Consider the following 14,098-nt stretch of genomic DNA (forward strand, 5'->3'; position numbering starts at 1 on the left):
TATGTTTTGCACAACTTCAATTTCAAAAATAAAAGTCAAAGTAATTGAGCAAGATTTTTCAGTTGCTCAGAAAATGCAAATCTGCTTTGATTTTAAGAGAAGTTGTTTTAGAGAAAGCCAATACGCTTAGACGTAACAGTACTCCATATTCATCCATTAAAAGTAATCAATGGTAATTGTCAATTTACAGAAATATAGATGTTCTATATATAGAGCTAATGAAACAATAGCTTTAAATCTATTGATCATCTAATGTAGGGGAGAAACTCATAATCCCGACGCTACTTAAATCTTCTAAAAATTTTTCGCTCTGCTCAGAACCTGTTGAAATACTGTTTTGAACAAGGGTTGTAATATGAAGCCTTTTTGCAAGAATACCTGCAAGAGCTTCATAAAAACGAGCAGCAAAAGCCTTATCTCTTTTTAATTTTCTGTTCAATCGGGAACAAGGAATTGCCCAAACACACGAATCTTCTGTAGCTATAACACTAGCGGAAGGTGGATATCCTTGTACGAAGGACATTTCTCCAACTACATCACCTGGTTGTAACAGTGCAACTTTACGGTCAGGCAAAGCACTAATTCGGACTTCTAATTCTCCTTCTAAGACAATATATAACGCATCAATAGTTTCACCTTCGATAATTAAATTGTCACCTTCCAACAAAGACTTGCTTTTACCTGTACTAATAAGCCATGCACGAGCATTACTGTCTAGCTGTTTCCAACCTCTTAACACTGAAATTACAGTTTGCTTACTTGTATCTAAACCAGTAGTGTGATTTAACTGAAAAATCTGCTGTTGCCGAAGTAATCTTCTGGTCTTTTTAATAGCAAAGAATGCTGTCCCCAGGAAGAATACGAGGGTGATTGTAAAACCTGAAGGATTACCACCTGTAAGTATAAGTATGGAAAAAACGCCAATAGTTCCTAAAATCAAGTTTTCTAAGATAGGAGCTAGTCTTTGATTTCTTATAACAGGAAATGAAATTTGCTTATGTCCTTTCATTGCAGAAATGACCATTCAACTACCTCTTTTCTTCGACTTAGTGAAAGACTTTAGTATGCCACCTGAAGCACGTCCCAAAACAGTGCCCGCAATACTTATCCAAAGCAGGAAATCAGAACCAACAATTGTGTAGCAAGCGTAACGGTTAACATTTAGTGGACTTATATCTTGACATACTTCAAAACTGGAAAAATGCAGCCCAAGAAGTAATTTACCAATTAGGTCAGGCAATTGAAGGATTAGAGCATAGGCAATAGTTTCCTGTACTTCCTCCCATACTTGACGGGTCATCTCCTCTCCCATTAGAGAGATGGCTAAAAAATACATCGGTTCTTTGATACTGAAAATTACTTTCTTAACGAATTTTCCAGCTGCGGTATTCGCTTCTTTATTTGCTAAGGGGTCAGGAATTTCTTGTTCAAACTCGTTTGATGCTACCTCTGTATTATTTGGTTCTGAAGTCATTGCAAATTTAGGTGGTTAACCACGAGTACATAGAGTTTTACGCTGTTCTGAGAGTTAAATCTCTCAAAACTCTTACCAACAAAAGTTTGTTGCTCTACGTCCAAATAACCACACTTTTTCTTTGATTGCCAATAAATAGTGGGAAATTTACAAACAACTACATATAGATGAGTAGTATGCTAAGACAATCGCTTTTTCTTTTCCCTCCCATCTGATTAGGTAATATGTACTCTACTCGTACTCTGTCATGTTTCGTTAGGCTCGTGTAGAAGCTCTTGCACTAACAAAGACTTCTACATCTAATGAATAACGAACTGCCGAATCAGCCAACCTAAGAACACTTATCACTGTAGGCAAATTATAAACACTACATTTTGGTCTGCCAAGAGTTAATGTGCTGATATTGCAGTATCTTGACTTAAAGCTTTTGCACAATACATTAGTACTAAAAGTAAACCAGGTTAATGCTTCTTGTTGCTGCCATTTTCCCTAGCTCAAAATCTTACTCAAGTAACTTCAAGACTAATACATGTGTATGGTTCTATAACTGGTTAATCAGTTGAGGAATCTCGTCAGGATAAACGATGATATCCCAGCCAGACGAGGAGAGTGTTTGGAGGTGTCGATCGCTCCAATCCCCATCCACAATCAGGGCTAACTGAGTGACTCCAGCACGGGGGGTAAAAGTTTTTGTAGCTGGATGATATTGATATTTAACACTACGTGCTCTAGCAGAGAGTTCTTTAGTTTTGTCATTAGGATGGCTAGCGTGGGCACTTTTCCAATGAATTAGAGTGCTGCCAACCTTGACGAAAGGAGTCGTTGCGCTGTTTTTGCCTGTACCCGCATATTCATTTACCCAACCTATGTAGGGAACTTTGGGGCTGTAGGGTTTGCCTTGCTTCGTCAACTCAGCCTCCAGTAGCCAAAGCAGTGGCTCAAAGTTTCGGTAGGGAATTAGCCGATCTTCCAGATTTTCTTTGATCACCCACTGTTCCACTTTAGTTCTGAGTTTTCCAATGTCCGAATGACTAACATTTTGTGCAAAGCGTTTGGCAAGCCCAGTAGCTAAAGCTTGCAAACGTTCAGGTGATAGCATCTTCTCTCGCTGGATAAATGGCGGAATCACGAAACCACCTGCCCCAAAATCTGGAACTCCTGTATCGGTCGCCAGTTGAGCAAGACCATACCCTTGAAGTCTGCCTGATTTCGCTTTCAATAAGGAAATCATAATTTCGTAAATCCAGACCTTCTCATCCCCTGCTACGCCCGATAACCCTGCTGGGTCGTTAAAGCATTGAACCAGCAATTGCTCTAGTGAATCTGGATCAGTCACCTGGTCATAGTGGTTCTCGATAAACTCTACATGAGCATCGACCCGTCCCAAATCTCGCAACGGGTTAATCCAGATACTCATCGACTGGGGAGCTTTCTGCAACACGGTTTCACAGGCTGTAGCCCCAAGCAGAGCCAAAGCTCCGTCGATTTCTTTGTCAGCCACTTTCGCACCGACCAGTGACTTCTTAAAGAAACCCAAATCCCAGGCATACTGAGGTACGTTGTCTACATGAACTCCCGTTGGTTTGTTATAGCCCGCATAAACGAGTTGCCGCAGTTGCGGTTCCAACACCAGCAGCTTACCCAGCCCACGACGAACCGATGTATTCTTGGCTTTTGGTGGATTATGAGGTTTGGCGTAATCAATCTGCATCAATGCCCATACGGGATCAAGCTCGGTTTTGCGCCGTTGCAGGGCTTGAGCAAGATCTTGAGCGAGAGAGGCGATCGCAGATGATAAACCTTGATCTGATTTCAAGCAAGTATCAAGAAAGGCAAGCTTTTCTTCTTTATTTATTAAATTTCTGCGGGCGGCTAAAGCTATCCACTCAAAGACTTTATTAGAGTATGGATAGTCATCAATATGAAATCCATAATCTACTATTTCATCAATCAATGATCTAACCATCTCTTTTTGTCTTGATAAAGCGTAGATGCTGATTAAAGCTGCTGTCGAATGCGTATGTGATTTGCCTTCAAAAACTTCAGCCAAATTACGCCACATCTTCATGTGACTATTGTGAGACGCTCCGCTTGCAGTAACTAAGATTAAATGAGATGGCTCTTCTGAATTCAAGCCAATGGTGAAATCCGGATTGATAGTGAGAGTACTGGGTTTTTGGTTCCAATAAATATTCCCTTCTATCCCTGAAATTTCTACAGCCCTTTGTAAGGCTTTGTAAACGATGACCTCAGCCAATATTCCTCTAATTTCATTCGCCATAATCTGTTCCCTCTGCCACTGCTTCTACAGCACCTCACAATTATTTAGATGAATTTAAGAAAGCTATCGCTTTGATTATGCTTGCCATACCTCCGAGGATTACTGAAACTAGGATAGATACTGCAACGATGACTTCTGTCGGACTATATCCAGTCTTGATCCACTCAAGGGACGTATCAGCAGGAAAATGATTATCTGAAATTTGGGTAGTTGAAAGGTGCTTGTTTGAAGTAGTCGAAGTCGAGTTAGTTTCAAATTGCTCTGGGTTCATCAGAAAATCCTTTCGTTGAGAATGTTATTAAGTACTTTTGAAGTCAACCTTCCCAGTCTTCACTATCAGGATCAATAGTTTCATCGCCTTTTAGCTTTGCATGTATTCGAGAGATTTCGATTTGGATATCTTGAAGAGCGTCTTGTAAAATCTCCTCATGTTTTCTCATTTCTTCGAGGACATAGCTAAGTTCATCTGTATCTTCTGCATCAATTAGTGCAATAAGATCAATGACCTCAGCTTTTAGAAGGCAACTCTTATACCTTAGAAATCTCTCTAATCGACTGATCTGGCTAGCCTCAATAGCCAACATTTCTCGTCCACGGCTTCTATGACTTCGTCCTTTAAAGACATGTTTGGTTATCTTTAACACGCCTGCATCAACCCAATCCATCAAAGTTGCTCTTTTAATCCCGTAAGATTCAAGAACATCAGGAAGTTTTTGGGGCTCAGAGGATTGGTCAAGCATTTAATGTGAACTAAATCTATGTTGACATTCTCAAATTAGCAGCAGGTAGAAAGCAGTAGTATGTAATGCTTATCTACTATAACGGTGTGTAATAGAGACACGTGACATCAAAACGTAACGGCCATCCGTTAAAACTTGTCATTCAAATATCATCTAGTTACCTCAATCTAAAGACTTGATTTCTGGTAATTTTGGAGTACTCTCCTTTGTGTAACTTGGGCAAAATGTTCGAGCGTCACAGGCAGTGCAGGTACTCTCATCCTCCGCATTTTTCTCCCACGTGGACAATACCCGCCCCTGCTGCAACTCCTTCCCCCGGCAAATTTCAATCCGGGCAACAGCATTGTCAAACTCCTGTAATGCATGAGCGATCGTTGCTTCCGACACTGGTAGAACTCGCAAAGCCCGCTTCAGTCGAAACTCAAACGGCAAAATCGGAGGCTCTTCCCCCTTACGATCTTTCCACTCCCGCAGCAACTGTTCTGTTTCACTTCCCGGTTCTGGCACTACATCCGTTTCCCCACTAGCAATCTCCTCCCGTAGTCGCCGCAGGTCTCCCTTCGTCGGCAGCAACTCATTCAGGTAGATAATCACTCCAGCCATGACGGGCAAACTATCTTCCTGTGCCTGTCGCAAGTGAGCATAGGTTTGAGCCTGCCAACCATAAATGTCCCAAAAGCTGGGCTTACCGGGGTCAATTGGCTTCTGCGACGGGCGACGCATTCCCTTGTAGTCGATAATCACCTCAAACTCACCGGGAGGCTTGAGCGATCGCGCCTTAAAATCTGTTAGAAGCTCTTTCACCAACAGATTGCCCCACAGATCCGGGTCGTAAAGCTGCACATTCGTCACAACGTCAATTACGCCCATCATCTCGTAGCGATCGGCTTCTCGGAAGCGATACTGAGCCGGAATCTGAGCAAGTGGTAGTGGTCGTGCCCCTGTCAACCGAACCTCTGCCCGATGAATCAGGGGAAACAATTGCGGTCCCAATTCGTTTACAGCCGCTTTAGCCCTGGCGTATCCTAATTCCTCCAGGTCTGTTCCCCAGGGAAAAAGCTGCTGCGCTGCTAGTCGTTTCTTGATGAGTTCGCAGATTTCGGCGATCGTCTCCTCTGACCAGGGGGGCAACTCCACTGCTCCCCTTTTCCGAGACTCATCAAATCGGCGATAGGACTCCTCTAACACTCCATGAATAAACTGACCAAACCATGCCTGTACGGGGCGAGTTGAAGGTAGTTTGCCAATGCGCGTGTATCGATATTGAAGCCCGCACCGCAGGAAGCCAAGCAAATCTCCAGTCAGACTGTAGGAAGGAAGTGCATAAACCGCAGGACGTTTAGAAAGTTGCATTAGCCCTCCTTGTTTGCTTCATCATCTGCTAACTGTCGCCAGCTATCGTCGTAGTAAAACTCACCCACTAACCCAACTGGGTTCTGAATGGGGGTTACTTTAGCTTCATCTGATTCGGCTTGTTCCACTACATATAGCCAGAATTTATCTTGCTCAACGTTCCCTGTTTCAAACTGCTTTAAGGTCATACAAACTCCACGTCTATCCCACACTCCTCGGAGTGACTTGACCTCGATGTAGCGCTCCTCGCCCGATCGCTGATCCGTTGACTTAATGTCATAACCAGCGTGATTCGGGTCAATCTCATTCATATCCTGAGGGGCACGCCCATGCTGACGCTCATACTCCATTACCCGTGCCATTCCAGCCTGGTCAATTTTTCTCGCTTCGGATTCTGTCAGTTCCGTTTCTGCATTTTTGTTCGGATCGACCTCTAACCCAGAACGGACACGAACACCGTTGCGATACTGCTGGCTCGAATATGTTGTTCTCGGTTGAGATCGTCGTCTGCTAGCACTTTTCGATCGCCCCGATCCGCTCGATTGCCTTAACCGAATGACATTGTTTCTTCTAGAAACAGAGGGAGTTAGGGGAGGTCGGCGATCCCTCTCTTCAAAATCACTTTGACCAATACCCTCAGAATCATCTTGACCAGTGGACTGAGCAGCAGGTTTTACATCTAAAATGCCTCTTCTCTGTGGGGCTGCTGGGGTGGGCTTTGCAGGCTTAATGATTGGATTGGCAGTGGGCTGAGTGGGCGTGGAGGAAACAGGAGATGAAACGGCTGGCGAGCTATTTGATGTAGATGGAGCAGGGGCAGGTTTAGGAATGGGTGGTTGTGGAGCATTGCCGTTAAAGGGTTTAGCAATTGCTTGTCCTGTAGAACTACCATTAGAGGCTGAAGTTGCGGCAGAACTTGCTGGCTCCCGCCCATTGTTACTGCTTGTTGTACCATCATCCCCGTCATCTATTGCAAACTCATCCAAGAAGTTACCATCAAAAATTTCATCAACTTCGTCTTCATCTGTTTCTTCAAACGATACTGTCACTAGAGGCGATCGCTTAAGGTGCTTAACTCGAAGCTCATCCAACAATTGTTCAATTTCGGATGGATGACTTTCAATAATTGTTTGTAGACGAGCGGTGTCAGCCAGCTTAAGCTTAAGGTTATCCAATCGCTGATTGAGGCTATCAGTGAGATAGTTACGCATCAACTTTTCGCTTTTGTAGCTGAGGTAGAACACACACTTATTTGGCTCGAAGAAGTAGTTCCCTTGCAAACCAGAAGCAATGCAGCGATCGTGTAGAAGCAAATTGGTCGTAATTGTCGCTGCCGCTTTAACCTCTACCCTTGCCAGCCAACTCAGTTCTGCTTCAATATCTAGCCCATACTGGTCTATAATCAATCGCTCTAATCCGTTGATGAATTCTGATGATCTCAACAAGTTCTGCCACTTCTGACAAAATTTGTTTGCATTCTGGTGATTTAATAACTCAATCTTTGTTGGTTTTTCAACTACATCACTCAGTAAGGATCGGCTACCTGCATCAATTGCTAGACTATGTGGCACTTCAGGATGCAAGATTTTGACTTGATCGCGACCAACGATCGCATCAAGTCGCCAGGGTGCATCAGGGATAAGAATTTGGTCGGGGGGCAATAGCAAATTATCATCTGTTAGGAGTAGCAAGTCATAATCAGCCGCAGAACATTGCTCTGTCTCTAAATCCTGTGTTAGGAGCTTTAGAACCTCGCAGACACACTTCCCGTCATCCTCGCTGAGGGAATTTCCTTTGCAGTCTGCTGCCACCTCTTCCAAAAAGGCTACATAATCACTAATATCAGGCGATTTCTTCTGACCCAATAGTTCATAAACCTGGCGAATTTGCGGTTTGTCGATCAGAATTTTCTGCCTACGTTTGCCAAAAAATGGCACTTTCTTTTGAAACGTATGTTCTGGCAACCAAAATTGTCCGTAATCCCACAAACATTCATAACCATCTAGCTGATCTCGTAACCATTGTTGCCCCTTCTCAGAAGATCCAGTGCTACAAAAGATGTTGTGAAAGTAACCATAAATGTTTTGCACTGACTTATGGAAGGCTTCATTATCAATACCGTTTCCACGAGTTTCACTCCACAAATCGATTAGTGTTTTGAAGTGATTAACAACTGACTGTTGATCAGGATAGGTACTAAACCCCAACGCTGTTTGAAATTCTTTCGATGGTAGCTTACCAATAGGAAGTAGAGGCTTCTGACTAGCTACGAGAGATCCGTAAGGACTAAAGCAGACTTCAGAACTGCGATATAGCTTATTCTGCGGAACTGTAAATGCTGGAAATCGATTAAGTTTCTCTGGATCTCTTTCAACAGGAAGCCAAGCCCGTATCTTCAATGCTTCAGCCAAAGATTTTTCGCTAGATATCTTCTTGTTTTCTAAACGATCCCAATGTTTTTCAATGTAGGTAAATATAGCTACTAAATGCTTAGCGATTTCAGATGTTACACCGTTCTGCGCTTGCTGAATTTGTCCATCTACATATGCCAATAAATCACTTGCACTAGGCGTTACCAGCATCCCTAACTTTTGGAAAAAGCCAAGCCAGTGCTCCACATTTTTGTAAATTGTCATGTCAGGAGTGTGAGCACGGTCTCCCAACACCTGTCGCACTTGATTATATGTTTTGGGGTTGTAAATAGCACTTGCTGGTCTCAAATGACCATCGGTACACCGTATTAAAGGTGCTCCTTGGACTTGCTTTTCCAAGTTAAGGCTTTGACTACGTTTCTCTAGTTCCGTTTGAGCGATACTTAAATGGTCACGTATCCACTCCAGAGCTTCTAACTGTTGATTTGACTGAAGACTGGCATAATCCTTCAGCAAGTTCTGGATCATCGTCACATGATCTAGAACAGAAACCCCCAGGAAGTCATAAAACGCTTTCCATTCTTGGCTACTTTCACTAGGTCCCAAACAGAGCAGATTTAGAGAACCAGCAACTTTAGGAGGAATGTAGCCACCAGGTATATAAACATCCTTCTTCAAATCTGTTGGCTGATCCTCAACGGTTGGATAGATTTGTAACTGACGCAGCTTTCGTTTGCGATCGGCATCATTCTTTCCTTCACCCCGCATCCAATCGCGATCGGCTAGAAAGCTAATCAATCCCTTGTATAGCTCTGAATTGTAGGTAGGTAGGTTTTCCTGCGCTTCTAACGTATCAATTAAGCCAGGAACGGTGAGTCGAAAAATTAATGTGTCAGGATGACGACTGCGAAATGTCGCGATCGCTCTTTGTAATGATTCCTGAGTCTTGATCAGTGGAATTTCAAAATACTGTAACGTATCTAAAATTTCTCTTGAAGTGCTGGAACCATGCCAGAGCGGTGTTTCAGCACTTCCTCCCACGTACAGTAAGCCATCATTACATGGAACTAGCGCAACCTCCCTCAATTCATCAATCGGCAACGTCTTCACATCTGCAAGATAGGCATAAACCTGTGTCAGCCAGGATGCATTAGGAATCTCTGTTCCATCAGGTTGCCATTCGATCGCAATATAATCTTCCGGATCAACGAAATCTTTTAGTCGTTTTGCGACCTCTACAGGAGTTAGTATTGATACACCTGAGCATTCGCTGATTTCTCGAACTTGATCGCTCAAATTTGTATTTAGAAACCAATTAGGACAACTTGCAAAGATATAGTCCATCAATATTTGGCGTACACCCAGACTAACAGTGTAGATAAAGCCCGGAGGATTGTAGCCAAAGGTTTGCAGCGTTCCATCTGCCAGAATCGCTAGCGGCAAACCCCGTACATCACGGCAACCATCGCTTAAACAGTAGCGCAGCAGATTCACTACCCACTCCCTCTGTCGAAGACACTCTTTAGGCGCATTTTCCACAGGCATCCCTAAAGGTTTGTTCGTTAGCAGTCGCGATCGCAAATCTGCTGGTTTAAAGACAGTGAAGGGAGTTTGGGCACGTGCAAATGCCGTTTCCAGTTCAAAAGGTAGGGTTGGATCGGGCAGATCAATATTATCTAACCGTAGTGGTTCGAGTAGATGATCCCAACCTTTAGGAAGAATATTGATGGTCTGAGGCGTAACCCAGTGAGTCTTACCAACCTGCTGCTGACCATTCTGTTGAATAATATGCTCAATTGCAGAGCGAATAACTCTTTTCGATTGGAGCAGTTTGATGACCAAGATTGGCAACTCTGCTAAAGCTTTAGTTGGACTTTGCGTGGGAAAAAACTTATAGAATCGTGCGGGATCTGTCTCCCCGATATCTTCGACTAAACTCAGAATCAGATTGGCATAAGCGTGCGACAAGACATGACGCACAAGCAATTGGTTCCAAAGCACCCGCTTTGTGTCTCTACCTGTAAGCGTATCGCTGGTTAACTCTCGCCGAGACGAATCCAGATCGAAAAAGCCATTAATGTGAACAGGAAGCCCTGTTTCCTGAGGCAGCGGAAGAAAGCAGTATGCTCGACCTACGAAGTCTTTTGGTTGTGAATTGCTTGTTCTAGAAATCAGAGCAGCGGTTCCTGCCCAAGGAACTGCTTTTTCACCTTGTGTTGCCAGTTCCCGCATTAACCTGAGTAATTCGCCCTCTGCACGCATCAAGCTGGTGACGCGCCAAGTTGAGGTCGTTTGATTTTGAGCGGTGTCAACCTTAATTTTGTGTTGATACGAAACTGCGGGAAGAGCGTTTGGATTGCTCTGGCAAAGGTTGAGGAGTGCCTCTGCGCCTTTTTGCAATGGAGCAAGCAGCTTACTCCGCTCAGCTTTAACTATCTGAGCATTTTGGGTAGTAATGCTAAGTAAATCATTCTTGTTTCCATTGGAACCAATCTCGCTAACCCGAATGGTGAGAACCGATTTAAGGAAGAGCAGCATCTCTTCCCCAACTTTGACAAACTCTGTCAAAAGTTGACGCACGTTCTCTTGAGTAAACGGTTCGTTCCGAATTTTGCTTTTCTTTGCCTGAATGGGGGTTCGTAAGGGCAGCCGGAAAAGCGTTCCTTGAAATTCTGATGTGCCTGGTTGTAATCCCCCTGGCTCGTAAACCTGCATGAAATCTGGATAATCCCACCATCCCTCCTCTGCAAAACGCCAGCTACGTCCTGGTTGTCCCGGAGTCGCATCGGGAATCGCAGTCGCATGAGGGTCCAAAAAGACAAGGCGATCGCGAGAAATAAAGCTTGGGTAGTCGGTGACGTGATAAACCGAATTAAATCCAACTCCGAATCGACCTGTTTTCCAAAGAGTTTCTCGCTTACCGCTATCTCCTAAGCTTTGAATGTTTTGGAAGTCTTGGTCAGTGAATGAGGAGTCGTTATAAACAAGCATGGCGGCTCCCATCAGAGCTTCCATGCGAGGGTCGGGTAACTGCTTAAAGTTATGGGTCCGCCAATCAAAAACGATTTCTACACAGGTTGCCCCAGCGTCGTCCGCATTTTGGATTAATTCCTTGATAATGCCAACGCCTTCTGGGTAATCCCGAATCAAATTCTTCAACCGTGTAGTCAACGGTTCGCTTTGATACCAAGCCTCACCCTTGCCCAACCCAATCCCGCCCATATACTGACCTCGATCTTGTAATCTTTATTGCAACTTCAGTCCAAGCTATACGGATTTCGATTTCTCCTCCAATGGGTTTGCCGCACTCAAATGGCGTAGTTCTACGAAAACGGGTTAGCAAAATTATTCTCAAATCATCAGAAATGTCTGGTTGCTGCTCCAAACGCAAACACCATTTCGATTCCATCCCGTTGCGATGTTGGGTACTCTGCCACCCGGTAGGGTTGGCGTTAGCCCAACTAGAAGTAGAACCTCCTGTGGACGGCTATAGGCAACAAAGAACTGACGGTAGAGATCGTCAAACGTGCGATCGCGTCCTCCTCGAATCGGTGCGTTTAATGCTGTATGGGGTCGCAGCAAATCCTCCATTGTGTGTGGAGTTCCGCCCTTTTCTGGGAAGCGTTTGAAGCGGTGTGCTGCGTGGTTGCTCTTAAAGTCAGAGCCAACATCGACAATCGTGAGGGGGAATTCTAGCCCCTTTGACTGGTGAATCGACAGAATGCTGAGGCGATCGCGCGGGAACGCTTGCATCAAGTCTTCGTTGACTTTGACTGTGCCAGAGGCGATCGGTGCCAGGAAGTATCGCAATAGCTCTTTGATGGAAGCTTCGGATAAACCTGGTTCATCTGGGTCGGTTACAACCCTGCCAGAGAACTTGCCTACTTGCTGGCAAGCTGAGACTTGACGGGTGAACACCTCCAGATAAATTTGCCCTTCTGGGTCGTCGTGGAGAAATGGGAAATAGTGAACCAGTCCATAAATGAGTTCTAGAACCGGAACGCTGGGTGCCCAGCGAAAACCTGCTCTTCGTGGATCTCTTAATGCCCAGCATTGGGCAAATTCTAGAAGCCCTTGTGGTGCGGTGGCGGAGCTAACAAGGTTAATGGCAGCATCTCGCCAAGCTATGAAGGTGTTTGTGATGCTGTCATTCAAGCCACTGGTGTTGGCTTCAACAATTCCCCCTGGATCAAGGCATTCCAGCAATAGCCCACCAAATTGGGCAACAACCTCAATTTCAGTCAGGTCTTGCCCTCTAGGATTGAAGACTTCAATGGTTGGAGTCTTGCCCAGCAATTGCTCTCGCAGAAGCAGGGGTAAGCGTGGGTTCCCGCTGGTGTTGTATTCTGCTGGACTGCTACAGAGCAGAGCACAGTCGCCTAAATCCCCTCCGTTGGCATTACACTCGATTCTTGTGCCATCAGGAAGGGTATAACCAGTGCCCCGAAAAATGCGGTGGACAAAGCTTGCCAAGTCGTTGGCGAGGGTATCCATGTCTTGCCGAAACATTCCTAAAATTGGAACGCCAACTTCGGCACTGGGTCCATGCAGAAGGGTGGGCTTGTTTTGGACTCTGACAGCCTGATAGCCAGGATCAAGCGTTGCGTAGTCGTTAACAAACTGGATGATGGTTTGGGTTGAGCGGTAGTTTGTCCTTAAGAAAATAGTGGTTGGCTGGCGATCGAACATTGCTTTGTAGCGATCGCCAAAGTTGCTGAATAGCTCAACGGTGGCTCCCCTGAAGCGGTAGAGGCTCTGGTCGTCGTCGCCTACAACAGTAATCGCCCCATCACAGGCTTTTGCCAACTCAAAGTAGATGCCTTCCTGGAGTAGGTTGGTGTCTTGGTACTCGTCTACCAGCACGACTTGAATCTGCTGAGAAAATTCGGTCAGTTTTCCCTGACGTAGACGGTTCAAGACCTCCTGTTCCAACAATGCAAAATCGACCATGAGCCGATCGCCCAGTTCTTGTTGGTAATCTGCGATCGCTTCTCCGATTAGGTCGAGGGCTGATTGTTCGTTGTCAGAAGCTCCACTGGTGAGAAAATCGTCCCAATCAACTTGGTCTTGAAACCGACGATCCCAAATTTCTTGAAGCAGGTCAGTCTTTTTGCCAACGTTCCAGTCCCATTTGGAGCCTTGTAGGTTAAGGAGAAATTCGTCCAAGTCTCCGTTCTGGTCACGTCGATTGTTAAAAAGCCCTTCCTGGAGCAACAGGGTTTTAGAAACGAAGTCGTCAGCCAAAATCGGAGGTTGGGTGCCAGGATCTCGAAAGTCGCGTAGGATCTGTTCGCAGAGGCTATCGATCGTTCCTGTAAGAACCTGATTGATGTCTACTTTGGCAAGTTGGGCTTTCGCCTGGGCAGAAATTTGAGGATCATCCTGGAGTGCTTCAAGTAGCTGAAACCCCCACCCCAGGATGCGCGATCGCAATTCTGCCGCTGCTTTCTTGGTAAAGGTGGTAGCGAGGATGGTTTTGGGTAGAACACCATCTACCAGAATTAGCTTGAGGATGCGGAGGGTGAGGCAGGTTGTTTTGCCAGTGCCGGGTCCAGCCACAATGAAGAGCGGTTCGCTGGGAGGTTGGGCGATCGCCTCCGCCTGCTCATCATTAGGTCGGTTACGGAAGGTTGTGTAGGCACTGTAAAACTCTGCTAAGGTGACAACTCCAACGCTGTTACCTTGAGCAGGCGAAGATTCAGTAAATGTCATTTTCCTGCCTCAGACATAAGGGCAGCTTTTCCTACATAGGATTCCCTAGATCAGGTTTAACCTATCAATATTGCTGTCCAGGCAGAAAATGAGGGAAATAGTGCCGGATTTACGAAGTCTTTACTCAAACTGCTTCTTGATAAAGGCGAGCCAAAACTGGGCTTTT

7 protein-coding genes are annotated in these 14,098 nt (G+C 45.0%); all 7 read right to left on the minus strand.

Going from position 1 to position 14,098, the window contains the following annotated elements:
• Window positions 1-238 precede the first annotated feature (238 nt).
• Window positions 239-1,024: a cyclic nucleotide-binding domain-containing protein gene (locus H6G89_RS23295; RefSeq protein ID WP_190510889.1), complete on the minus strand. Its 786-nt coding sequence runs from the start codon at window positions 1,022-1,024 to the stop codon at window positions 239-241.
• Window positions 1,025-1,474 carry a hypothetical protein gene (locus H6G89_RS23300; protein WP_190510891.1) on the minus strand — a complete coding sequence of 150 codons (450 nt, stop codon included), beginning with the start codon at window positions 1,472-1,474 and terminating at the stop codon, window positions 1,025-1,027.
• A 541-nt stretch (window positions 1,475-2,015) separates the two neighbouring features.
• Window positions 2,016-3,290, minus strand: a complete 1,275-nt coding sequence (locus H6G89_RS23305) for a hypothetical protein (RefSeq protein ID WP_190510893.1) — start codon at window positions 3,288-3,290, stop codon at window positions 2,016-2,018.
• Between the two features lie 779 nt (window positions 3,291-4,069).
• Window positions 4,070-4,495, minus strand: coding sequence for a hypothetical protein (locus tag H6G89_RS23310; protein WP_190510894.1), 426 nt, complete (start codon window positions 4,493-4,495; stop codon window positions 4,070-4,072).
• Window positions 4,496-4,657: 162 nt separating this feature from the next.
• Complete coding sequence (locus tag H6G89_RS23315; protein WP_190510896.1) at window positions 4,658-5,848, minus strand: PD-(D/E)XK nuclease family protein; 1,191 nt, start codon at window positions 5,846-5,848, stop codon at window positions 4,658-4,660.
• Window positions 5,848-11,442, minus strand: coding sequence for a sacsin N-terminal ATP-binding-like domain-containing protein (locus H6G89_RS23320; RefSeq protein ID WP_190510898.1), 5,595 nt, complete (start codon window positions 11,440-11,442; stop codon window positions 5,848-5,850). Before H6G89_RS23320 ends, H6G89_RS23315 begins: the two co-directional genes overlap by 1 nt.
• Window positions 11,443-11,571: 129 nt before the next feature.
• Window positions 11,572-13,932 (minus strand): UvrD-helicase domain-containing protein, encoded by a 2,361-nt coding sequence (locus H6G89_RS23325; RefSeq protein ID WP_190510900.1) that lies wholly within the window; start codon window positions 13,930-13,932, stop codon window positions 11,572-11,574.
• Window positions 13,933-14,098 lie beyond the last annotated feature (166 nt).

It is taken from the genome of Oscillatoria sp. FACHB-1407 (genome assembly GCF_014697545.1).
Classification (GTDB): domain Bacteria; phylum Cyanobacteriota; class Cyanobacteriia; order Elainellales; family Elainellaceae; genus FACHB-1407.